This window comes from Enemella evansiae (genome assembly GCF_002250705.1).
Lineage (GTDB): Bacteria > Actinomycetota > Actinomycetes > Propionibacteriales > Propionibacteriaceae > Enemella > Enemella evansiae.
The window spans coordinates 310,364-333,001 of sequence record NZ_NMVP01000012.1 but is presented as its reverse complement, the minus strand read 5'-3'; the positions used below and the strand labels follow the sequence as shown (position 1 = coordinate 333,001).

Below are 22,638 nucleotides of genomic sequence, written 5' to 3'. Positions count from 1 at the left end.
ACTGTGCAGGATAGTTGCCGTCCGGTGCAGTACGCCGCAGCGGCTCCGTCAGCGCGGGGCAATCCGCGCACGGACCGCCAGTGCGGCGCAACCGATCACGGCCAGGCCGCCGAGCACCACACTCCAGGTGAGCGGTTCGCCGAGCAGCAGCGCCGCCCAGGCGATGCTGAACACCGGTTGCACCAACTGCACCTGGCTGACCCGCGACATCGGGCCGAGTGCCAGACCGCGATACCAGGCGAAGAAGCCCAGGAACATGCTGACCGCGCTGAGATAGCCGAAGACGGCCCACTGCCCGAGGCTGGCCGCCGGCGGCTGGCGGGCGATGCTGACCAGGGTGAGCGCCAGCATCACCGGCGTGGAGATGACCAGGGCCCAGGAGATGGTCTGCCAGGAGCCGAGTTCGCGGGCCAGCAGGCCACCCTCGGCATAACCGATCGCCGCGGCCAGCACCGCGCCGAGCAGCAGCAGGTCCGCGGCGCGCAGACCGACCAGCGCGCCGCCGCCGGACAGGGCCGCGAAACCGACGGCCAGCACCGCGCCGAGACCGGCCAGCAGCCAGAACCGCCGGGGTGGGTGCTCGTTGCCGCGCCGGGCGGCGAGCACCGCGGTGGCGGCCGGCAGCAGCGCGATCACCACGGCGCTGTGGTTCGCCGGGACCGCTGTCAGGGCGTACGAGGTGAGCAATGGGAAACCTGCGACCACCCCAGCCGCGACGACCGCCAGCCGCAGCCACTGCCGGCCACGGGGGCGTGGCTGCCGGGTGCAGATCAGGGCGAGTGCGGCGAGTGCCGCGGCCACCACGGCCCGACCGGCGCCGACGAACAGCGGTGGCAACGCCCCGTCGGCGACCACGACACGGGTCAGCGGCACGGTGAACGAGAAGGCCAGCACGCCCAGCAGGCCCCACCACAGTCCATTCGACGAGGTGGAAAGCGGTGACCGTTTCGGGCGAGTAGCGCTACTGTGTGCTGTCATGAATGACGATAGCACGGCGAGACTGGCCGGAACTCTGCGCCGTTGGGTGGATGCTTCGGCCCCGGGCATGCGGCTGCCCTCCACCCGCCAGCTGGTCGCCGAGCACCAGGTCAGCCCGGCGACGGTGCAGAAGGCGGTCCGCTCGCTGGTGGCGGCCGGTGTCGTCGAGACGCGGCCGGGGGTGGGCAACTTCGTCCGCGAGGTACGCCGGCTGGCGAGCAGCGATTTCGGCTGGCAGACCGGGGCACTGGGGGAGGCCGCTCCCCGGGAACCGCAACGCACCAGTTCGCTGGCCAGCGCACCCCCGGAGGCGATCGCCCTGCACTCGGGCTATCCGGATCGGGAGCTGCTGCCCGAACGACTGGTCCGGGCCGCCTTCACCCGGGCCGCCCGCAACGATGCGGTGGTGCAGCGGCCACCGGAGGCCGGTACCGATGAACTGCGGGCCTGGTTCGCGCGGGAACTGGCGAGCGTGACCGGTGACGGCATCGCCGCCCCGGTCGCCCGGGATGCACTGGTGCTGCCCGGCAGCCAGAGTGCCCTGAGTGCCAGTTTTCGTGCCCTGGTTGGGGTTGGCGGCACTCTGTTGATCGAGTCACCCACCTATTGGGGTGCGATCCTCGCGGCCCGGCAGGCCGGCATCCGGTTGATTCCGATCCCGACCGGTCCCGAGGGCATCGACGCCGACGAGCTCGAGCGGGCGCTGCGGCGTACCGGGGCCCGCGTGCTCTATGCCCAACCGACGTTCGCGAATCCCACCGGCGCGCTCTGGTCGGCGGACCTGCGGGACCGGGTGCTGGAACTGGTACGCCGGCACGGGGCCTTCCTGATCGAGGACGACTGGGCCCGGGACTTCGGGATGGTGCCCCCACCGGTGCCGCTGGCGGCCCAGGACGGTGACGGCCACGTGGTCCATCTCCGCTCGCTCACCAAGAGCGTCTCGCCCGCGGTGCGGGTCGCGGGGGTGATCGCCCGAGGTCCTGTCCGGGAACGGATCCTGGCGACCACCCGGGCCGAATCGATGTATGTCAGCGGGGTGCTGCAGGCGGTCGCGCACGATGTCGTCAGCCAGTCCGGCTGGCGCACCCACCGGCGGGGCCTGGGTCGGCAACTGATCGCCCGTCGCGACGCGCTGATCGCCGCGCTGGCGCTGGAGGCGCCGGCGGCGCAGGTGCAGGGCGTGCCGGCCGGCGGGCTGAATCTGTGGATCCGGTTGCCCGATGTCGTCGATGCCGCCCGGCTGGCGCGTGACTGCCGGGCCGATGGCCTGCTCCTCGGCCCGGGGGTGGAGTGGTTCCCGGGGGAGGAGCCCGGGAACTTCCTCCGGTTGAACTTCAGCGGACCCGACCCCGGCGGATTCACCACCGGGGCACGGATTCTCGCTGCCGCGCTGGCCCGTCAGGGAGTGACGGACTGAGCGTTCTCCGGGGTCTCCCTGGTCGCCACCGACTGCACCCGTACCAGCACGGTCATCGACGCCGCATCGCTGTCGTCGATGGCCCGCTGGACCGCGCGCTGGGTGTCCTCGACGATGTCGCGGACCGGTCGGGAGCTGTCGACCCCGATCTCGACGGTGACGGTGCCCTGGTCCGGCTCGACCATCAACCCGTACCGGGCCTGGCTGGCCTGGGAGCGCCGGATCCGGGCGTCCAGGGCGCGCAGCGTGCTGGTGATCCCCGGCTCGATGCCGCGGACCCCGGGAATGGCGGTGACCACACTGGTCAGCTCCGCGGCGGTCGTGGTGGTGGTCGGCGTACTAGCTGGCGTACTCATAGAGATCCTCGATGTGGATATCAACGACGATGTCCGGTAGCTCCAGGTTGGACCGGCACGCGGAGCGTACCGACTCCCGGACCTGCTCGGCGACACCGATCAGATCGGGCGTGCCGAGCCGTACCGACAACCGGACCTTGACCCGCTCCGGCAGGCCACGGGCGCGTACCGAGTTGTCCTCGGAGTCGGCGTAGTCGACGGTGGTACGCAGCGCCAGGGCATCCGGCACCTCGTCCACCGCCGAGCGCACCAGGGTCCGCAACGCCAGCTCGGTGAGCGTGTAGGGCCCGGCCTCGGTGGGCGGCATCGTGACCTGCGCACCGTGCCTGGCGTCGACTCGGACGGCCTCCTTGATGCTGGAGACCGCCTGCTGGGAGAGCTGCACCGAGCTGTCCCCGCGGGCCTCCAGTTCGTCCCATTCCCGGTGCACCGAGCGGACCAGATCCAGGTAGCGCTGGTCAGCGGCGGAGTCCCCCTCCTGCGGCCCCCGGTCAGGGCTTCGATCGTCTGGTTCCATGGGGCTCACCTCCATTCCTCCATCCGTTGGATGATCTGGGTGCGGGCCCGCGCGATCCGGCCGCGCACCGTTGGTTCGGTCAGGCTCAGCGTCTGCGCGATCTCGCGATAGCTCAGCTCCTCGATCTCTCGCAGCACCCAGCAGACCCGGAGTTCGGAATCCAGGGTGGCGAGGATCTGGGCCAGCGCGTGCAATTGCGCGTTGACCTCGGTGGTGTGCGCCGGATCGACCCGCGAGCGCCGGGAGCCATCGGCCATGCCGTTGCTCTCGAGCTGCAGATCCTCCGGATCGTGCGCATCGGTCTGCCGCCGGGCGCGCCGCCGGACCATGTCGGTGGCGCGCCGGCTGCAGATCTGGGAGACCCAACCGCGGAAGGCGGCCGGATTCTCCAACAGGTGCAGGCGTTTCCAGGCGAGGATCAGGGTCTCCTGGACCACGTCCTCGCTGTCCTGCCGGTCGGCGAGAATCATGTACGCCGTCCGGAACAGACGGCCCTGATAGCGATCGACGAGCTGTCCGAACGCCTCGGTCTCACCGTCCTGGGCCCGCAGGATGAGCTGTCGGTCATCGATCTCGCCGAGCAAGGAGCGCTCGGCGAGATCGTTGGCCGGGGTGTTCTCGGTCACGGTGCTGTCGATCGGCCCGTCGCTCATGACCCCGAACCCTGGACCGCGGGCTGCGGTTCAAGCTCGGCGCCGGAGCGGCGCGGGGTGACGGACTGGGCGACGGTGCTCGAACCGGAGCCCTTGGCCCGCAGGTGGACGAGCACGTCGACCTGCCGCGGGGGACGATCCAGCGCGTTCGCCACATCGTCGGCGAGCCGGCTGCGTACCTGCTCGATGGACCAGGCAGCTTCGGCGTCCTCGGCGATGGTGACCGAGGCCTGCAGCCAGACCGAGCTCGCCGCGCCGGTGACCCGCACGTCGGCGTCGAGTACGCCCGGGACCTGCTCGGCGTGCTCGCTCAGCGCCCGACCCAGCACATCCGGGTCGACGGTGGCGAGCAGGGTGCCGTCACCGTCGGTGAGGCGCAGCCGCGAGGTCGGGGTCTGGGCGGGCACCTGGGTGACCAGCAGCGCGATGCCGATGATCACCGCCAGGACGCTGAGCACCGCGGCGACCGGCAGCAGCCAGACCCGGTTGTCGCTGGCGATGGAACCGACGGTGGACGAGCCCTCCGCCAGGATCATCGAGGCCTGCGGCCAACGGTTGGCCAGCCCGAAGTAGGCGAAGCCCAGCCAGGTGGCCGCGGCCAGCGAGAGGATGCCGAAGATGATCAGCACCACTCGATTTCTTGCTCCGGAGATGGAACGCATTGTCTAGCCTCCTTCACTTCATCCGCTGGACGCGTACCTGGGTGCGCATCGGGGCCGTCGGCCGCAACTCTGCCACGGCCTGTTCGGCGGCGGCGCGGGTGGCTTCGCGGACCGGTGCGACATCGTCGACGACGGTGCGCACGGTCACCTCGGCCCGACGCGGGCTGACGTGGGCCTGGGTGCTGTGCACGCCATCGATCTGCTCGGTGCGCAGTCGGATCCGGCGGGCCAGATCGCGATCGGAGATGACCGTCTCGCCGGGCACGTCGCCACCGAGAATGTCAACCTTAGAACGCTTTCCGGGGATGATCGCGGCCAACACCATGATCAGTCCCAAGACGGCCAGCACACCGGCCGCGGTGATCGCGGCGGGCGAGTCCAGCCGGGTACCGGCAGTGCTGTTGATCGGGCCGACGGCCTGGGCGGGCCAGGTGCCGGTGACCAGCAGCGTGCCGAGGATCCAGGCGCCCAGGGCACCGATCGCCACCAGCACGACGGCCAGGATGGTGACCGGAATGACTCGGGCCGGTCGCCGGCTGAGCCGGCGCGGGGTCGCACTCATCGCAGCTCACTCCTCACTCGGCTCTCGGGGTTCAACCAGGAGATCTGGATGTCGAGTCGGCCGACCTCCAGGCCGGTCAGGTATTCCACCCGGTCACGGACGTGCTCGCGCAGACTGCGCGCGGCCGCGACCAGGTTGGTCGGGAACGCCATCCCGACATCCATCCGCAGCACCGCGACGTGGCCGTAGAGCTCGCACTCGACCGTCGGGCGGGCGTCGAAATCGCGGCGGGCGCCGACGCCGAGCACGCCGCCTGCGGCGGCACCGACGTTGGACACCTCGGCGGCGACCTGTTCGGCGATCTTGGCGACCACCTTGGCCGGGATGTTCGTGCTGCCCCGCTGTTCCTCGGGGGCAGCACGCCTGGGGGTGGGCGTCGTCGCTTCGGTGCGGGTGTCCATCAGGACCCCGCTGCTCCTGCTGTTCATGGTTTACCGCCTCTGGCGGTCGGTGAGGCCCTGGATGTTGATGCGACCCTCGATCGCCAGGCCGACGGCCAGGCCGATCACGCCGCACACGATCACGAGAATGAGTTTGGCGAAGCCTCCGAACGCGAGAACCGCGCCGAGGAAGAGGGCCACCATCAGGGCGAGATGTGTTGTCTTCATGACAAGACTCCTTGATCGGGACGTCAGGGGGGCCCGCTGTCGGGCCCCACCTGACGTCTGGCTGGTCACTTCAGTTCGTTGCTGCGGGTGCTCTGGCCGCCGGAGGAGGAGCCGTTGTTGTTGTCCTCGCTCGGCAGGTGCACGTCGGCGACGTTCACGTTGACCTCGATGACCTCGAGGCCGGTGGTGTTCTCGACCTGGTCGATGATGTTGCGACGGATCGCGTTGCCGACCTCGACGATCGAGGCGCCGTACTCGGTGACCACGGTGACGTCGACCGCAGCCTGGGTCTCACCCTTCTCGACGCTGATGCCGCCGGCGACGTTGGTCTGGGCGTTCGGGATCCGGTCGGTCACCGCGCTGAACGCACGGCGTACCGCGTTGCCCATGTCGTAGACGCCCGGGACCTCACGGGCAGCCATGCCGGCGATCTTCGCGACCACGACATCGTCCAGGGTGGTCACACCGCGCGAGGTCTGCAGCGGACCGCGCGGCTTCGGGGACTGCTCGCTCTGACGATCCTGCTCCTGCTGCTTGCGCTGCTTCTCCTGCTCGCGGGCCTCGGCCTCACGGGCGCGGTCCTGCTGCAGTCCGGTCTGGGGGATGTTCGACATGCTCACTCCTTCATTCGTGGCCGACCAGAACGTCGGCCCCAACCAAATGCCAACACTTGATAGACGTCACGGGGTACGAGGTCGTCACGAATGAATCTGAAGTTTTTTTCGAGCAGGTCCGAGCTCGGCAGCCGGACCGCGATCCATCGAACCCTGCGTACATCCCGCGAGTGCTCCAGGGTGGGGGAAATGCGCCGAGGATTCGATGGATCGTGATACCGCGATCATTGTCGAGCTGGGACCACACCCATGATTGGCACCTATAACTGTCATGATGTATCGTCTGCAAGTGCTAGTGAGTGCTGATACCGCTGCGAGCTGGCCGAACTTGAGGGAAGGGAAGGGCTGATGACCAAGGTTCTGGTCGCTGAACGCACCCAACGGCAGGCCCAGGACCTGCGCGAATCGCTGAACCCCAAGAGCACGTCGCTCATCCTCACCGACGGGTCGCAACAGCGCACGGTGAGTGACGAACTGCTCACCGTTCTGCTGCAAGTCGTCGACTCGATCGCCCGAGGTGGCACCATCCAAGTCGGCACGATGCCAGCCGAACTCACCACCTCGGCAGCCGCTGATGTTCTCGGAATCTCCCGAGGCACCCTGATGAAAAAGATCGCTGCCGGCGAGCTTGCAGCTCGCAAGGTCGGAACTCACCACCGACTGCGCCGCGACGATGTTCTTCAATTCCGCCGTGCACGGCTGGAAGAGCAGCGAGCCGCGCTGGCCGAACTGTTGGAGATCGAGTCCGAACACAACCTGGACTGACATGGGCAGCGTTACGCTGCACACGTGACAACACGCGTCCTGGTGGATGCCAACGTGCTCCATCCCCGCACCCTGCGCGACTGGCTTCTCATGCTCAAGTTGCAGACAGGGACGCAGATGTTCACGCTGGCATCCACCGAAGACATCCTTGCCGAGACCATCCACTCGATCCGCCGCCGGTATCCCCACATGGCCGGGGGAGTCATGGCCCGGACTCGCGAACTCATCACCCAAACACTCGACGAAATGATCCGCGACTATCCCGTGGGCGATTTTCCCGGCGCCGATATCAACGACAGCCATGTCCACGGCGCCGCTGTCCATGCACAGGTCGACATCCCTGCTCACCAACGACACCGGATGGGATCGCGTCGCGGACCAGCTGCCCTACGACATCTACCGCACTGACGACTTCTTTCTCCTTGTCAGTGACAGCGCGCCCAGAGCCGTCGCTGACGTGGCATGTCAACAGATCCAGCACCAGCTCGCGCGCGGAGCCGACGAAGTCGACCTCGTCGCCTCACTCAAGTCCGCGCAATGCCCGCAGTTCGCAGAACGCGTACGCCAACTCCTCCAAACCATCGACTTCACCCCAGGGTCCACTACCTGAATGCGCCCAGGATCGGCTGGATCGTCAGCGCGGGTCAGCTCAGCCCTGACCGCGCAGGTACCGGCCGAAGTGCGGGACGGTGAAGGCGATCCGGCCGCGTTCACCGGAATAGATCAATCCCTTCTTCAGCAGGGCATCGCGGGCGGGGGAGAGGGACTGCGGTTTGCGGTCCAACTCCTTCGCCACCTCGGAGGTGGTCACCGACTCCGCGGGATCGCCGTCCTCGTCGAGGGTGGCGTACGCCACGTCGGCCATCGCGCGCAGGTATTCCCGCTCGCCCGGGGTGGCGCGTTCGAACCGGGAGCCGAAGAAGCCGATCGCCAGCTCGGCCTCGGCCTCCGGTGCGGCCATTCGCACATCGGCGGCGCCGATCGGGGAGACCGGTGCCAGATCCCAGGCGACCTTGCCGTACGCCTGGATGAAATACGGATAGCCACCGGTCGCGGCGTACATCTCCGCCAACGCCTCGGCGGAGAACTCCGCGCCCTCGTCACGGGCCGGTGACTGCAGTGCCTGCGCCGCCGACTCGATGTCCAGCCGGTCGATCCGCTGATAGCGGAAAAGCCTTTCGGAATAGGACTTCGAGGCCGACAGCACCGCCGGCACGTGCGGCAGCCCGGCCCCGACGACGATCACCGGCAGCCCGTTCTGGCTGATCTCATGACAGGCCGCGCAGAGCGCCGAGACGTCCTCGGGGCGCAGATCCTGCATCTCGTCGATGAAGATCGCCACCCCCTTCTGCACATCCTGGGCCAGCCCGCCGACATCGCTGAGCAGCTCCACCAGGTCGATCTCGATGTCACCCGAATCCGCTCGACCCGGGGTCGCCGGCACGTCGATACCCGGTTGCCAGCGGTCCCGCAGTTTCGCATTCGCCGGCGAATCGCGCAGGGCGAAGGACTTGATCACCCCGAGCACGTGCGAGACGTCGTCGCTGCTCGGATGGGCCAGTTCGCGGACCGCGGTGTGCAACGCCGCACTCACCGGCCGCCGCAACCCCTGGTCCGGTCGCGCCTCGAACTTGCCCGAACCCCAACCCCGGCGTACCGCGGCGGAGCGCAGCGTGTTCAACAGCACGGTCTTGCCCACCCCGCGCAGCCCGGTCAGCACGATCGAACGCTCCGGGCGCCCCTTGCCGACGCGTTCCAGCACCACATCGAAGGCGCGCAGCTGTTCGTCGCGGCCGGCCAGCTCCGGCGGCCGCTGACCGGCGCCGGGGGCGTACGGGTTATTGATCGGATCCACGATCGCACTGTATGGGCTCGTCTAGTGGATTCGGCAGATCTCGGCAGAGAGGGTGATCGTGTCGCAGGCATCTCGACACGCTCGGCATTGCTCCGCTTCGCTCCGCATGCCGAGCTGCTCGATGAGCGTGGTCGATGAGCGGCGGCGCCATCCCCCTCCAAGGATGACGCCGCCCAGAAACCAACGCGGGTTTCCGAACGCAAACGCTAGGGGTCGGCGGGGTCACCTCGGGCTGGATAGGCTGCGGATCGTGACGCTGCCGCGCTGGATCCTCGTGCCCGCGGTTCTGGGCGCCGGACTGGTGCTGGTACCGCTGCTCGGGCTGGTACTGCGGGTGGACTGGGCCGACTTCGGCTCGCTGATCAGCACCGAGGCATCGGTGTCGGCGCTGCTGCTCAGCATCCGTACCGCGTTCGCCGCCACCCTCATCTGCCTGCTGCTCGGCGTGCCGCTGGCCCTGCTGCTGGCCCGCACCCGCTTCCCCGGGCAGAACCTGCTGCGCACCGCGGTGCTGCTGCCGCTGGTGCTGCCCCCGGTGGTCGGCGGGATCGCACTGCTGCAGGCCTTCGGCCGCCGCGGTCTGCTCGGTGCCCAGTTGGAGGCGGCCGGGATCTCGATCGCCTTCAGCACCACGGCGGTGGTGCTGGCGCAATCCTTTGTGTCATTGCCATTCCTGGTGCTCTCGGTGGAGGGGGCACTGCGCAGCAATGCGGTCGGCTACGAGGAGGTGGCCGCCGGCCTGGGCGCCGGGCCGGGCACCGTGCTGCGCCGGATCACGCTCCCCCTGGTGCTGCCCGGACTGGCCTCCGGTGCGGTGCTCGCCTTCGCCCGTGCCCTCGGCGAATTCGGTGCCACACTGACCTTTGCGGGCTCCCTGCAGGGTGTCACCCGGACCCTGCCGCTGGAGATCTATCTGCAGCGCGAGGTCGATCCCGATGCCGCCGTCGCGCTGTCACTGCTGCTGTTGGTGCTGGCCGCGGTGATCGTCGCGCTCACCCATCGCGGGGTACGCCGATGACCTGGTTCAGTGCCCGGGTCCGGCACGAACAGCGATCGGTGCAGGCCGAGTTGACGCTCGACGAGGGTGAGGTGGTGGCCGTCGTCGGACCCAACGGCGCCGGGAAATCCACACTGCTGAAGGTGATCGCGGGATTGTTGGAAGCCGACGACGGTGCCCTCGAGCTCGCCGGGGACGACCTCTGGGGCGTACCGGCGCATCGCCGGCGGATCGTCTCGCTGACCCAGCAGGCGATGCTGTTCCCGCACCTGGACCTCACCGACAATGTCGGTTTCGCGCCCCGCTCCGCCGGTGCGGGGCGTCGCGAGTCGAGGGTGAGGGCGCAGGAATTCCTCACCCTGGTGGGGATCGGGGAACTCGCCGGCCGGAAACCTGCCGAGGTCTCCGGCGGTCAGGCGCAACGCGCGGCGATCGCCCGGGCCCTGGCCGCCGAGCCGCGGCTGCTGCTGCTCGACGAACCGTTCGCCGCGCTCGATGTCGAGGTCGCCGCCGAGCTGCGCCAGGTGCTCCGCCGCGTGCTCCGCGACACCGGGCGTACCGCGGTGATCGTCACCCACGATCTGCTGGACGCGCTCGCGCTGGCGGACCGGATCATCGTGCTGGAGCAGGGAGAAGTGGTCGAACAGGGCCCGGTACGCCAGGTGCTCAGCCGACCACGCAGCCGCTTCGGTGCCCGGTTCGCCGGCGTGAACCTGGTCAGCGGCCGGCTGATCGGGCACCAGCTGCTCGCCGGCGACACCGCGGTCAACGGGCTGCTCGCGACCCCGACCACCGACACCGGCCCGGTACCGGGGCTGGCGCTGTTCCGACCCGCGGCCGTCTCGGTCCACCTGCAGCCCCCGCACGGCAGCCCCCGCAACAGCTGGCTGGTCCGGTTGACCGCGCTGGAGGCGTACGCCGAGGGCATCCGGTTGCGCGGCCGGCACGAGGACCTGGGTGACCTCTCCGCCGACATCACCCCGGCGGCCGCGGCCGAACTCGATCTCGGTATCGGTGACGGTTGCTGGTTCGTCGTCAAGGCCCAGGAGGTCGAGCTCCTCGAGCGCTGAGTCCCTCTCGACACGGCCGCGGGCGGCCCACTCGAGGAACGTCAGTTCAGCGAGTTCTCCTGCGGCCGTGGGAGATCAGCGCGGCGCCGACCAGGGTGAGCAGCACCCCGCCGACCGCCACCCCGTTGGCCGGGTTGACCATCCAGGCGGGCAGCAGCATCGCACCCACCCGGCGCTGCGGGGTCGCCGGGGTCGGTGTCGCCCCAGCACCGGCGGGGATGGTCGTCGGCGTGGGCTCGGGGGTCGGCGTCGGCACCTCGATCGGGGTGGGTGCCGGTGCCGGGGGCGGCGGCTGGGCCAGTGTCAACTGCAGTTCCTGCTGGGCCGGCATCAGCGCGAACTCGTAGGCCAGATCGATCCGCACCCGATAGAGCGGGAACTCCCGGCTCCAGTCACCGGCGTACCGCGGCACGGTGATCTCCAGGGTCCAGTTGCCCTGCTCGTCGGTGCTGGTGAACTCCCGGGCCCCGGTCGCCGGATCGACCACCGCCTGGATCTGGGAACGGACCGCGGGCTGGTTGTCGTCGCGGCGCAGGCTGCCGGAGATCTGCACCTTCTGCCCCGGGTTGACCGGTGCCGGATAGGGGTTGACGGTCAGCACCGTCGGTGAGGCCGTGTTCGGCAGCACGTTGAACGGGGTCCGGGTCCAGGCGCCGGCCCGGGTCTCGTCCCCCTCGAACTGGGCGTACAGGCCGTGCTCGCCGAACCCCCAGAAGTCCTCCACCCAGAACTCGAACCGCCAGGTCCCGTCGGCTCCGGTGGTGACCCGATAGGGGTAGCTCTCCACGTCCCCGTCGATGCCCAGCTTGATCGACGCGTTCGCCACCGGTTGCCCGTTCATCGTCAACCGGCCGCTGGCGACGATCCGCTCCTTGAGCCGCCAGTCCGGGCGCTCCAGCGACACCTCCAGCTCGGTCGGTGCGGGCGCCTGCGGTGCCTGCGGGGCGGGGGTGGTCAGCGGGGCGGCGTACGCCTGGGATGGGCCGGGGAGGGTGGCGATGCCGGGGGCCAGCGCCAGCACGGCCACCGCGGCCGCGAGCGCGGTGCGAGGTCGATGCATCGGTGCCTCCGGACGCCGGGGAAGGACGGCCCGTCCATGGTGCCACCGGGGGGCCGGATTCCCGGGAGGAATCACCGAGGGGGGCGGGATTCGCGGAGCAGGGCGGCGACGATCAGGCCCTGGGCGGCGGCGTAGGTCGACATGATCGCGACCTCCGAACCGGTGAAGCGCCAACCGGGGACGAAGGTGGTGACCGCGATCAGCGCATCGGAGATCCAGAACAGCAATCCGCCGGCCACGCCGAGCGGGCCACGGGCCGCGATCAGTGCGACCATCGCCAGCAGCAGCGCCGCGTAGCCGATCACCGCCGGCGTCAGCACCCCCGCGGTGGGCAGGCAGCGCAGCACCACCCACACGCTCGGGGCCAGCGCGAGCGCGGCGGTGGCCAGTGTCCGGCCCCGCCGGCCGGGGCGCATCGAACCCGGCCACAGGGTGACCACCCAGATCGCCTGGGCCACCGCGAAGCAGCCGAGCAGCACCGGCAATCCGACCTCGGGGGCGACGAATCGCGGCACGGTGTCCCCGACCCAGGATGCGGTGAGCGCGGCCAGCACCCCGGTGCGCAGTCGCCCGGCGGGCAGGCGCACCGCGACGAGTGCCAGCATCGGCATCAGCAGCACCTGCATCGACGCGCTGAGCCAGCGTTGCCCGGTGAACAAGCCGGTCAACTGCAGGGCCGAGGTGCCGGCGTACGCCCACCAGGCCCGGTGGTGGGGCAGCGGCGGCGGGCTCAGGCGGACTCCTCCACGCCGATACGGACCGACAGCTCGTGGCTCTCACCGGGCTGCAGATGGATCGCGGCGTGGCGGACGTTGCCCGATTCGACGCAGACGAACTGCGGCCACTCATCGAAGTCCAGGTCGCTCATCGCCGCGGCCTTGTCCGGGCCGGGATTCCAGACGATGGTGCGATTGGCGCTCGACTGGTCGAGCGTGATCCGGCGGCCCAGGACCGGGTCGGCGATCACCGCGGTGTCACCGAAGGCGTAGACCCGGTCGACCTCACCGTCGAACTGGATCGGGCCGATCTGGGTCCGCTCCTCGCCGCTCACCTGGTCGAAATAGTCCGCCCCCGACAACCCGTGCACCTCGATCCGGCGGACGTCCCCGACCCGGAAATAGGTGTGCAGGGCGAGCTCGAAGACCAGCGGTCCGCGGGTATCGGTGTTGCGGACCGAGACGTGCAGTTCCAGATCGCGGCCGAAGACCTGCCGGTAGTCGACGGTGAAGTTGTTGCGGCGCGGATCCACGTGGTCCAGTTCGGGGATCAACGTCTCGTCGAAGTGCCAGTCCAGGGTGGTCACACCGTCCTGCTCCCGGGCTCCGGCCAACTGCCATTCGGAGAGCCGCGCGAACCCGTGCGCCGGGCGCTTGCGGCCGCTGCGGCCGGGTCCGAACCACGGGAAGCAGACCGGGATGCCGCCACGGATCGCCTTGCCGGGCCGGTATTCGGCGCGGGTCGAGGTGAACAGCACCGGATCGCCGGCGCCGTCGGGGCGCCAGTCGAGCACCTGGGCGCCGTGGTCGACGGCCAGGAAGTGGCCGGGGGCACCATCGGGGTTGGGGACGTCGCCGGTGCATCGGCCGAACTCGCGCGGGGTGGCTTCCTGGCGTTCGAACATGGGGCACATCCTTGCACCAACAGGAGGTCCCTGTCGGTACGCCTCAGCTCAGCGTGATCGCGGCGAGCGAGGAGATCGCCAGCCCGCAGAAACCCACGGCCAGCACCGCCTCCGCGCCGAGCACCACGCGCGGTGTGACGGTCCGCCCCAGGGCCGGGCCCAGCAGCGGTACCAGCAGTGCGCGCAGCATGGTCAGGCCGAAGAACACCGCCCACGGTGCGCCCGAGCCGCCGGCCGCGGCGGCGACCACGGCGATCGCCGTGACCAGGGCGTGCCAGCCGACCGACACCAGCCGGCGGCGGGTCAGGGTGCGGTGCGGGGTGAGTGTGCGCAGGTGCAGCGCGGCACCGCAGAGGTAGGCCAGGCTGACCAGGGTCAGACCGGCACCGCCGGCGGCGAGCGCCAGATGCGCCGGATCCGGGTGCAGCAGGGTCAGCGGAACCAGGCAGGCGGCGGCCACGCTGAGCATGCCGGTCAGCGCACCGCGGTGCCGGCCCTGGGCGGAGAGCCAGAGGGCCAGCGCGGTCAGCGGCAGATAGACCCCGATCCACCCCAGCAGTCGCCACCCGGACTCGGCCACCGCGAGGCAGCCACAGATGGCAGCCAGGGTGGCCCAGACCAGCACCGGGCGGGGTCGCCACCAGGCGTGCCGCTCGATCAGCGCGACCGGTCCGCCGGCCTGCCGCTCGGCGAGCAACGGGGCCGCGGCGCTGTAGGCGCAGCGGGCGAACACCCAGCAGAGCAGCATCGGCCACAGGTGGCTCGGCGCGTCACCCTGCTCGCTGATCGCGGCCACGGCGGCGATCAACGCGGGGGAGAGCAGCATCAGCCACGCCCCCGGATGATCAGGCAGCCAGCGCTCGGTGTGCCCCCCGGGTCGCTGGCTGACCGCGACGAGCGCAGGTCGAGGCAGCGAAGTACTCACTCGGGCGAAACTACGCGGCGTTTCGGGCAGTTGACCAAGAATGGATTAAGAAACTGACCACCTGACAAGATTTTCATATTGGGTTTGTGACGGAAGTTGATCGAGTGACGATGAACCGGGGGTCGCGGGTGACGATCGTCGTCGGGCCGATGCCGCGACGCAGCGCCGGCAGATAGGGCAGGTGGGCGTTCCAGACCGCCCAGAACTCCCCGCCGGGCCGCAGCACCCGGCCGGCGTCGGCGAACATCCGCAGGGCCGGGGTCGAGTCCTTCGCGGTACCGACATGGAACGGCGGATTGCAGACGATCAGGTCGAGCGAGTCGTCGGGTACGCCGGTCAGACCGTCGGCCAGCAGGACCTGGCCGTCGAGTCCGTTGCCGGCCAGGGTGGCCCGGGTCGCGGCCACCGCGGCACAGGAGTTGTCGATGCCGGTGACCGGCCACCAGCGGCGAGCCAGCAGCGCGGTCAGGGTGCCGTTGCCGCAGCCCAGGTCGACCGCCGCACCCGATGGGCCGGTGAGCTGATCCAGGGCACCGACCAGCAGCCGGGTGCCCGGGTCCACCCTGGTGCCGCCGAAGGTCGCGCCGTGGGCGTACAGGGTGAGGCCGAGGTCGTCGTGGCGCTGGCTGCGCGGCCAGTCGATCGGACCGGGCCGCGGCCCGCCGGCGTGCAGCACCCGGGACTTCTGCCGGCCGCGGGAGGCGCGCACCTCGGCGAATCGGGTGGCCAGGGTGTCGTTCATCGACCGGGTCATGTGCTTCACCCGGCCGCCGAGCAGCAGGCGTACGCCCTCATCGGCGGCCGCCGCGATCCGCTGGGCGTACTCCGACAGGGCGCCGAGTGACTTGGGCAACCGGCCGAGCACCAGGCCTGCCCCGGTGGCGTCCAGAGCGTCGGAGTCGGATCCGGAGCCGAGCAGGTCGGCGTACGCCCGGACCCGCGGCCAGCGCTCGCGGGCCGCGGCCGCCAGCGCCGGCGAGTCCAGCACCAGGACCGGGCCGGGGTCGGTATCGCCGATGAGTTCCTGCGCCTCGTCCCAGATCAGGGAATCCACCGGATCCACGGGGTGGATGTTAGCCGCGTCATACCTGTTGGCAACTGGTCCGCAACACCCTTGAACGTTGGTAGGTTGATCCCGTGCCCGGGCAGCCGCTGGAAATCCATGTGATCGCCGACTCGACCGGTGAGACGGCGGCACGGCTGGCGCGCGCGGCGCAGGCCCAGTTCCCGAACCACCCGTTCCGGATCGTCCGGCATCCGCGGATCGTCACCCCCGAGGGCCTGTTCCTGATCTTCGACGACATCCGCCAGCACCACGACCGGCCGGTCGCGGTGCTCTCCACCCTGGTCAACCAGGAGCTCCGCGACCTGGTCGACGACGCCTGCGCCGAGCTCGGTGTCGTGCACTGCGACCTGCTCGGCCCGACCCTGCAGCAGTTGGAGATCGCCACCGGGGCCGCCGCCGAACGGGTCCCGATGCGCCCGGTCGGGGTGGAGGCCGACTACTTCAGCCGGATCGCCGCGATGGAGTACGCCGTCCGCCACGACGACGGTCAGCAGCTCGCCGGGCTCAAGGATGCCGACATCGTGCTGGTGGCCGCGTCCCGCTGCGGCAAGACCCCGCTGTCGATGTATCTGGGTTACCTGGGTTACAAGACCGGCAACGTACCGCTGGTCGCCGGCATCGAACCGCCCGCAGAGTTGTTCCAGCTGGACCGCTGGCGGATCGTCGGCCTCACCCTGGATCCGGAGCGGATGGCCTCGATCCGCACCCGCCGGGTGTCCACGATGGGCAGTCGTGGTCGGCACAAGGACGGGTACGCCGATCTGGCCAAGATCTATGACGAGCTGGACGAGATCACCGCGATCCAACGCCGGCTCGGTGCGCCGATCCTGGACACCACCAAGATCGCGTTGGAGGAGGCCGCCTCCCGGATCATCGACATCGTCGACGACCGCGCGAAGGCCAACGGACGGTCCCTGCGCCGACCACCAGGAGAACTGCTGATGGCGCCATGATCGAACCGCACGTCCCGTCAGGCGGCACCCGGATCGTGGCTTCCGGAATCCCTGCTGCACAATCAGAATCGGCCACACTCGCACGTGCTGGACAGTTAGTCGAAGGAGACCCCCGATGACCCACACCGAATATGTCTATGACCTGGCTGACGGTGACGCCAGCATGCGCAACCTGCTGGGCGGCAAGGGCGCCGGGGTGGCCGAGATGAACCGTCTCGGCGTACCCGTCCCGGACGCGTTCACCGTCACCACCACCGCCTGCGTGGAGACGATGAACCGCGGCGGCGAATGGCCGGACGGCCTGTGGGAGCAGGTGCAGGAGGGACTCCGGCGGCTCGAGGAGCGCACCGGGCTCGGGCTCGGCGACCCGGAGAAGCCGCTGCTGCTGAGCGTACGCTCCGGTGCGGTCCAGTCGATGCCCGGCATGATGGACACCATCCTCAACCTCGGGGTGTCGGAGGAAACCGTTCCCGCATTGGCGAAAGCGGGCGGCAACGAACGGTTCGCCTGGGACTCCTACCGGCGCTTCATCCAGATGTACGGCGAGGTCGTCGAGGGCATCGAACCGCACCTCTACGAGGATGCACTGACCAAGCTGAAGCGGGAGCGGGGCGTCGAGCAGGACACCGAGCTGAGCGCCGAGGATCTCAAAGAACTCGTTGCCACGTTCAAGAAGCTCTCCGACGATGCGCTCGGCGGCGCCTGGTCGAATGATCCGACCGAGCAGCTGCGCAAGGCGATCGACGCGGTCTTCCGGTCCTGGCAGAACCCGCGCGCCGACGTCTACCGGCGCGCCAACAACATCCCGGCCTCGCTCGGTACCGCGGTCAACGTGATGCAGATGGTGTTCGGCAACCGCGGCGACGACTCCGCGACCGGGGTCTGCTTCACCCGCAACCCGTCCACCGGCGCGAAGGAGCTCTATGGCGAGTTCCTGGTGAATGCCCAGGGTGAGGACGTGGTCGCCGGCATCCGGACGCCGAAGCCGCTGGCGGAGATGAAGGAGGTGCTGCCGGAGGCGTACGACCAGCTCATCGACACGATGAACAAGATGGAGCAGCACTACAAGGACATGCAGGACATGGAGTTCACCGTCGAGGGTGGCCAGCTCTATCTGCTGCAGACCCGCAACGGGAAGCGGACCGCGGCCGCGACGTTGAAGATCGCCAACGACATGGTGGACGAGGGCATCATCAGCAGCGACGAGGCGTTGCAGCGGATCGAGCCCGAGCAGCTGGATCAGTTGCTGCACCCGGCGATCGACCCCGAGCACGGACAGTCGCCGATCGCCAAGGGTCTGCCGGCCTCACCGGGTGCCGCGGTCGGGACGTTGGTCTTCGACGCCGACACCGCCGCCGACAAGGGCGCGGCCGGTGAGCAGGTGGTGCTGGTGCGTTTCGAGACCACCCCCGACGACATCCATGGCGTGATCCATGCCCAGGGTGTGCTCACCGCGCACGGCGGGATGACCTCGCACGCCGCGGTGGTGGCGCGCGGGATGGGCAAGCCGTGTGTGGCAGGTGCGCAGGGGATCCGGATCAACCCGGCCGAGAAGACCGTGACCGTGGACGGCAAGACCTACGGCGAATCCGACACGTTCACCCTGGACGGTTCGACCGGTGAGGTCTACGACTCGGCGCTGCCGCTGGTGCCGCCGCAGATCAACGCGGACTTCGAGCACGTCGTGAACTGGGCCGATGAGAAGCGGCGCCTCGGTGTCCGCGCGAATGCCGACAATGCCGAGGATGCCGCGAAGGCCCGCGAGCTGGGCGCCGAGGGCATCGGGTTGTGCCGGACCGAGCACATGTTCATGGCGGCGGATCGGTTGCCGGCGGTACGCCGGATGATCCTGGCCGAGGACGACGAGGCGCGCGCCGCGGCGCTGGCGGAGATCCTGCCGATGCAGCAGGAGGATTTCGAGGGGATCTTCCATGCGATGGCCGGGTTGCCGGTCACGGTGCGGTTGCTGGATCCGCCGCTGCACGAGTTCCTGCCGGACCTGGTCGAGCAGTCGCTGAAGGTGCAGAAGCTGGAGCTGACCGGGGGTGATGCGGCCGAGCTGGAGCGGGAGAAGGTGTTGCTGGGTTCGGTGAAGCGGCTGCACGAGCAGAATCCGATGCTCGGTACCCGTGGTTGCCGGCTCGGCATGCTCTATCCGGAGATCCCGGAGATGCAGACCCGGGCGATCGTCCGCGCGGCGCTGGCGGTGCGCGAGCAGCGGGGTGAGACCGTGGTGGTGGAGATCATGATCCCGCTGGTGGCGTACGCCGAGGAGCTGAAGCGGCAGCGCGCGATCGTCGAGGACACCGTCGCCGACGAGTTGGAGCGGGCCGGCGCCGAGCTGGAGTACACGGTCGGCACGATGATCGAGCTGCCGCGCGCGGCGATCACCGCCGATCAGATCGCGGAGTACGCAGACTTCTTCTCCTTCGGTACCAACGACCTCAGCCAGACCGGGATCGGCATCTCCCGCGACGACGCCGAGCGCGGTTTCCTCGGTCAGTACGTGCACGACGAGGTGATCCCGCGCAGCCCGTTCGAGTCGATCGACCGCGACGGCGTCGGCGAACTGGTCCGGATCGGGGTGGAGAAGGGCCGCTCGGTGAAGCCGGATCTGAAGACCGGTGTCTGCGGTGAGCACGGCGGCGATCCGGAGTCGATCGCGCTGTTCGAGGAGATCGGGCTGGACTATGTCTCCTGCTCTCCTTACCGCGTCCCGATCGCCCGCTTCGCCGCGGCGCGGGCCGTGCTCGGCAAAGACTGACACACGCTCATCGAGTAGGCCGCCATGTGTAGCGAAGCGGAGCAATGGCGGCCGTGACGAGATGAGCGCCGCCTGTTCCCACGTTCCCTGAGCGAGGAGCGCAGCGACGAGTCGAAGGACCGTTTCGGCGGCCGTGTCGAGATGAGCGCCGCGAAGCACCGTCAGCGTTGGTGACGACATGGGCGGCGGACGGAACGCCACCAATGGGCCGTCGAAGCGGCTATTCAGGTCAGCACCGAGGTGCGACAACGGGGTCGTTCCGTCCGCCTCAACCCATGCTGCCTCTCCCCCGTGGGCTGCGCAAGGGCAGGCGCGCGCTCGTGGCCTGACAGAATCAACTCATGGCGTTCTTCAGGCGGAACAAGGCCAACCAGCAGGAACCAGCGGTGCATCCGGTGACCGCGTTCTGGAGCTGGTGGGCCACCGAGGGCAGGCACATCAGCCCGCATCAGGTGTCCTCGGCGACCGATGAGTTGACCCGGCTGGTGCAGGAGATCAACCCGGAGCTCACTTGGCATTTCGGCCCCGGTGAGTCGGCACAACACCGGTTGACGGTGACTGCCGGTGGGGTCGCGGCTGCGCGCCCGAGCGCGGAGCGGTGGTATCGCGCGGCACCGCCGCCGGACGAGACGTGGGAGTTCCGGCCCAGTCAGCAACCGGATCCGCAGGCACTGACCCAGACCCTGGAGATCGCCGGTCAGCGGATGGATCTGGCCGAGACCAGCTGCCGGGTCGAACCCGACGAGCAGCGGCTGCGGGTGCACGTCGGCGTACACCATCCCGCCTTCGCGACCGCTCCGCCCGAGGTGCGGCAGCAGGTCACCTTCCTGGTGCTCGACTGGCTCGTCGGTGAGGATTCCGTCGAACGGTGGCTCGGTGAGATCGAACCGCTGACCGCTGCTCCGGAGCCGGCGCTCCCCGGGGATGCGGTGCTCGCTGCCGTCGCCGAGCTGGATCGGCGCCGTGATCCCGACGAGTGGGCGGTCGGCCAATGGACCGACGAGCAAGGTGTCCCGGGGTTGGTTTCGTTCCGGCCATGGCTGCGCTGGCTGGACGCGCCGACCCTGGATCGTCACCACGCGATCACCATGGGATATCCCGCGAGGGCCGACGGAATGCCCGCGGACGCGGATATTCTCGACGACCTGGGGTTGCTCGAGGACCGGCTCGCCGGGGTGCTGGGCGGTCGCGGAATCCTGCTGGCGTACGAGACCTCGCGCGGTGCCCGCACCTTCCACATCTACACGGACAGCGAGGACCGCAACGTCGACGCCGACCTGGCTGCCTTTGCGGGCGAGATCGGGGCGATGGGCGGGACGAGTGAGGATCCCTCGTGGCGGGACGTGCGGCACTTCACCGGGTGAGCCCGGATGCGAAGGGAGAGTGGGCGATGATCGGTGCTGGATACTCCGGGTCGGACTTCTACTGTGATGTGGCGATCCGGAATGCGCGCCAGCTGCGGACCGTCCACGACGACGAGCGCGTGCTGGCCTACCATCACACGCGCCCTTCCTGGGAGGTGCACATCGTGGTCGTACCCAAGCAGCACATCGGTTCCCTGACCACCGCCGGTGCGGCCGACGAGGATCAGTTGCGGGCCCTGTTCGCGGTCGTCCAATCGGTGGCGCGCGAGGTGGAACGGGAGCACGGCGCCGCCGCGGTGCTCACCAATCTCGGTGCCTATCAGGACTCCAAGCATCTGCACATCCACGTGCACAGCGGTGCCGTGCGCGAGCGGGCGAGCTGACGTCACCCACGTTCATCGAGTAGGTCGCTCTGCGACCGTGTCGAGATGAACCGTCAATGATCCTCGTCCCCGATGGGATACTGCCGCAGTCGATGCCGGAGATGCCGCCGCGGTCGGCGGTTCCGCTCCAATCCCTGTGGTGGCAGGAACTCCGGCAGCCGGTCCTCGGGGTTGATCCGTACCTCCCAGCGGTTGTCGTTGTGCAGTTGGGTTCTCGACGGTTCCACCAGGGCGTGGTGGTGCGGGCAGAGGAGGACGCCGTTGTCGAGGCTGGTCGGCCCGCCCCACACCCACGGTCGGATGTGGTGGGCGTCGCAGCGCCGGGCCGGCTGATCGCAGCCGGGAAAAGCACAGCCACCGTCGCGGGCGACGAGCGCGGCCCGCAACTCGCTCTCGAAGAACCGCTGCGCCTTCCCGACATCCAGCGGAACGCCGATGGAGTTGAGGACCACCGGGATGATCTCGGCATCGCAGGCCAGCAGGCGGAGTTGCTGGGCCGACATCGGGCCGGCGGGAGTGTCGATGTAGCCGATGCCACGCACCAGGGTCTCGATATCGACGGTCACGTTGACCCGTGCCCGGTCCGAACCCCGTGCCGGCGCGTGGCAGGCGTCGGCGTACGCCTGGGCGAGCTCCAGCAGCGCGTCGGCACGGCGCATCGACCGGGAGGGTCGGCCGCCGCACAGGCCGCAGGACGGGCCGGTGCAGTACGACCCGCACACCGGTGGTTCGTCGGTCTTGTTCTTGTCCACCAGTGAATCCAGCAGGGCGAAGAGCTTCTCGCCCTCGGCAATCGGCAGTCGTCCTTTGATGATGGTGGAGCCCATCCCATCGGGATACAGATGCAACTCCCGGTTCCGGCGCGCCGCGGCTTCCTGCTGCTCCAACCGCCGCTCCAACAATGCATCCGCGTGGTCGGGGTCGACCACCTCGACCAACCGGACACCCAGCACCCGCAGCTCGGACGGACCGAACTGCTGGGCCTGATCCACCATCGTCTGCTGCGCCGCGACCTCCTGGGAGGCCGGCAACTCCGGCGGGAGGTGTTTCAGCGCGGTGAGGATCGCGGTCGTCTGCCGTGGGGACACCCTGGCCTGCGCGAGCCCTTCCCACACCAGTGGTGCGTTGACGATCCGGATCGCTTCCCGCAGCACCCCGGACGCCTCCGGTCCGGAGTAGGCGTGGCGTTCCCGCATCCAGGTGGTGGTGCACACCCCATGCACGTGTTTCGACGCATCAGCCTGGTCGATGCCGGCCAGGGTGCGGGTGGTGTGGGCGTGCAGGCGGGCGGTGATCTGCTCGTTGAGCTCGCCCAGGTGGAGGCGTTGTTCGTCGGTGAGGAGCCGGTCGTCCATCGCGAGGAGTTGGCGCAGCAGATCATCGACCGCGGTCGCGGTCTCGATCATGGCTGCTGCGGTGCTGTCCATACGATCGATCCAACACGAGGG

At 69.3% G+C, this 22,638-nt stretch carries 25 protein-coding genes; 9 read left to right on the top strand and 16 right to left on the bottom strand.

Annotation, left to right across the window (positions count from 1 at the left end; translation table 11 throughout):
* Positions 1–48: 48 nt before the first annotated feature.
* The gene (locus tag BI335_RS10170) at positions 49–978 is read right to left on the bottom strand and encodes a DMT family transporter (protein WP_094430722.1); all 930 of its coding nucleotides are present in this window, start codon (positions 976–978) and stop codon (positions 49–51) included.
* On the opposite strand from BI335_RS10170, the gene BI335_RS10165 reads away from it, so the two are divergent.
* The gene (locus BI335_RS10165) at positions 977–2,395 is read left to right on the top strand and encodes an aminotransferase-like domain-containing protein (RefSeq protein ID WP_094404444.1); all 1,419 of its coding nucleotides are present in this window, start codon (positions 977–979) and stop codon (positions 2,393–2,395) included. The genes BI335_RS10170 and BI335_RS10165 overlap by 2 nt on opposite strands.
* Here BI335_RS10165 and BI335_RS10160 read toward each other — a convergent pair.
* From BI335_RS10160 to BI335_RS10130, 8 genes are all read right to left on the bottom strand, one after another.
* Positions 2,377–2,751, bottom strand: a complete 375-nt coding sequence (locus tag BI335_RS10160; protein ID WP_094356689.1) for a hypothetical protein — start codon at positions 2,749–2,751, stop codon at positions 2,377–2,379. The genes BI335_RS10165 and BI335_RS10160 overlap by 19 nt on opposite strands.
* Complete coding sequence (locus BI335_RS10155; protein ID WP_208109268.1) at positions 2,735–3,268, bottom strand: Asp23/Gls24 family envelope stress response protein; 534 nt, start codon at positions 3,266–3,268, stop codon at positions 2,735–2,737. The genes BI335_RS10160 and BI335_RS10155 overlap by 17 nt, the downstream gene beginning before the upstream one ends.
* A 5-nt stretch (positions 3,269–3,273) precedes the next feature.
* The gene (locus BI335_RS10150; protein ID WP_094404445.1) at positions 3,274–3,921 is read right to left on the bottom strand and encodes an RNA polymerase sigma factor; all 648 of its coding nucleotides are present in this window, start codon (positions 3,919–3,921) and stop codon (positions 3,274–3,276) included.
* The gene (locus BI335_RS10145; RefSeq protein WP_094356686.1) at positions 3,918–4,583 is read right to left on the bottom strand and encodes an Asp23/Gls24 family envelope stress response protein; all 666 of its coding nucleotides are present in this window, start codon (positions 4,581–4,583) and stop codon (positions 3,918–3,920) included. Before BI335_RS10145 ends, BI335_RS10150 begins: the two co-directional genes overlap by 4 nt.
* A gap of 13 nt (positions 4,584–4,596) precedes the next feature.
* Positions 4,597–5,145 carry a DUF6286 domain-containing protein gene (locus BI335_RS10140; RefSeq protein WP_094356685.1) on the bottom strand — a complete coding sequence of 183 codons (549 nt, stop codon included), beginning with the start codon at positions 5,143–5,145 and terminating at the stop codon, positions 4,597–4,599.
* Positions 5,142–5,573 carry an Asp23/Gls24 family envelope stress response protein gene (locus tag BI335_RS10135; protein WP_229117632.1) on the bottom strand — a complete coding sequence of 144 codons (432 nt, stop codon included), beginning with the start codon at positions 5,571–5,573 and terminating at the stop codon, positions 5,142–5,144. Before BI335_RS10135 ends, BI335_RS10140 begins: the two co-directional genes overlap by 4 nt.
* A 3-nt stretch (positions 5,574–5,576) precedes the next feature.
* On the bottom strand, positions 5,577–5,753 hold the full coding sequence (locus BI335_RS21385) for a hypothetical protein (protein WP_166646801.1): 177 nt from the start codon (positions 5,751–5,753) through the stop codon (positions 5,577–5,579).
* Positions 5,754–5,818: 65 nt separating this feature from the next.
* The gene (locus tag BI335_RS10130) at positions 5,819–6,367 is read right to left on the bottom strand and encodes an Asp23/Gls24 family envelope stress response protein (protein WP_094430720.1); all 549 of its coding nucleotides are present in this window, start codon (positions 6,365–6,367) and stop codon (positions 5,819–5,821) included.
* A 348-nt stretch (positions 6,368–6,715) separates the two neighbouring features.
* Between BI335_RS10130 and BI335_RS10125 the strand changes: the two genes are divergently transcribed.
* Both BI335_RS10125 and BI335_RS21060 read left to right on the top strand, forming a co-directional pair.
* The gene (locus BI335_RS10125; protein ID WP_094430718.1) at positions 6,716–7,132 is read left to right on the top strand and encodes a helix-turn-helix domain-containing protein; all 417 of its coding nucleotides are present in this window, start codon (positions 6,716–6,718) and stop codon (positions 7,130–7,132) included.
* Between the two features lie 24 nt (positions 7,133–7,156).
* Complete coding sequence (locus BI335_RS21060; RefSeq protein ID WP_133626169.1) at positions 7,157–7,540, top strand: hypothetical protein; 384 nt, start codon at positions 7,157–7,159, stop codon at positions 7,538–7,540.
* 241 nt (positions 7,541–7,781) lie between these two features.
* Here BI335_RS21060 and BI335_RS10115 read toward each other — a convergent pair whose 3' ends face one another.
* On the bottom strand, positions 7,782–8,987 hold the full coding sequence (locus BI335_RS10115; protein WP_094430714.1) for an ATP-binding protein: 1,206 nt from the start codon (positions 8,985–8,987) through the stop codon (positions 7,782–7,784).
* Positions 8,988–9,237: 250 nt separating this feature from the next.
* Here BI335_RS10115 and BI335_RS10110 point away from each other — a divergent pair, with 250 nt between their 5' ends.
* Positions 9,238–10,005, top strand: a complete 768-nt coding sequence (locus tag BI335_RS10110) for an ABC transporter permease (protein WP_229117634.1) — start codon at positions 9,238–9,240, stop codon at positions 10,003–10,005.
* Positions 10,002–11,054, top strand: a complete 1,053-nt coding sequence (locus BI335_RS10105) for a sulfate/molybdate ABC transporter ATP-binding protein (RefSeq protein ID WP_094430712.1) — start codon at positions 10,002–10,004, stop codon at positions 11,052–11,054. The genes BI335_RS10110 and BI335_RS10105 overlap by 4 nt, the downstream gene beginning before the upstream one ends.
* 46 nt (positions 11,055–11,100) lie before the next feature.
* On the opposite strand, the gene BI335_RS10100 is transcribed toward BI335_RS10105, so the two are convergent.
* The 5 genes from BI335_RS10100 to BI335_RS10080 form a co-directional block, all read right to left on the bottom strand.
* Positions 11,101–12,114: a transthyretin-like family protein gene (locus BI335_RS10100; protein ID WP_094430710.1), complete on the bottom strand. Its 1,014-nt coding sequence runs from the start codon at positions 12,112–12,114 to the stop codon at positions 11,101–11,103.
* 71 nt (positions 12,115–12,185) lie between these two features.
* On the bottom strand, positions 12,186–12,782 hold the full coding sequence (locus BI335_RS10095) for a lysoplasmalogenase family protein (RefSeq protein ID WP_094430707.1): 597 nt from the start codon (positions 12,780–12,782) through the stop codon (positions 12,186–12,188).
* Positions 12,783–12,844: 62 nt separating this feature from the next.
* Positions 12,845–13,735: a D-hexose-6-phosphate mutarotase gene (locus BI335_RS10090; protein WP_172421824.1), complete on the bottom strand. Its 891-nt coding sequence runs from the start codon at positions 13,733–13,735 to the stop codon at positions 12,845–12,847.
* A 43-nt stretch (positions 13,736–13,778) separates the two neighbouring features.
* Positions 13,779–14,660, bottom strand: coding sequence for a YwiC-like family protein (locus BI335_RS10085; RefSeq protein ID WP_144009107.1), 882 nt, complete (start codon positions 14,658–14,660; stop codon positions 13,779–13,781).
* 73 nt (positions 14,661–14,733) lie between these two features.
* Positions 14,734–15,723, bottom strand: coding sequence for a class I SAM-dependent methyltransferase (locus BI335_RS10080; protein WP_094430701.1), 990 nt, complete (start codon positions 15,721–15,723; stop codon positions 14,734–14,736).
* Positions 15,724–15,797: 74 nt separating this feature from the next.
* Here BI335_RS10080 and BI335_RS10075 point away from each other — a divergent pair, with 74 nt between their 5' ends.
* From BI335_RS10075 to BI335_RS10060, 4 genes are all read left to right on the top strand, one after another.
* Complete coding sequence (locus tag BI335_RS10075) at positions 15,798–16,679, top strand: pyruvate, water dikinase regulatory protein (RefSeq protein WP_094356668.1); 882 nt, start codon at positions 15,798–15,800, stop codon at positions 16,677–16,679.
* A gap of 115 nt (positions 16,680–16,794) precedes the next feature.
* Complete coding sequence (ppdK, locus tag BI335_RS10070; RefSeq protein ID WP_094430699.1) at positions 16,795–19,443, top strand: pyruvate, phosphate dikinase; 2,649 nt, start codon at positions 16,795–16,797, stop codon at positions 19,441–19,443.
* A 341-nt stretch (positions 19,444–19,784) separates the two neighbouring features.
* A complete protein-coding gene (locus tag BI335_RS10065; RefSeq protein WP_094430697.1) occupies positions 19,785–20,807 on the top strand; it encodes a hypothetical protein in 1,023 nt (340 codons plus the stop codon).
* A 26-nt stretch (positions 20,808–20,833) separates the two neighbouring features.
* Positions 20,834–21,190, top strand: coding sequence for an HIT domain-containing protein (locus BI335_RS10060; protein ID WP_094430801.1), 357 nt, complete (start codon positions 20,834–20,836; stop codon positions 21,188–21,190).
* 53 nt (positions 21,191–21,243) lie between these two features.
* On the opposite strand, the gene BI335_RS10055 is transcribed toward BI335_RS10060, so the two are convergent.
* Positions 21,244–22,617: an HNH endonuclease signature motif containing protein gene (locus BI335_RS10055; RefSeq protein WP_094430695.1), complete on the bottom strand. Its 1,374-nt coding sequence runs from the start codon at positions 22,615–22,617 to the stop codon at positions 21,244–21,246.
* Positions 22,618–22,638 lie beyond the last annotated feature (21 nt).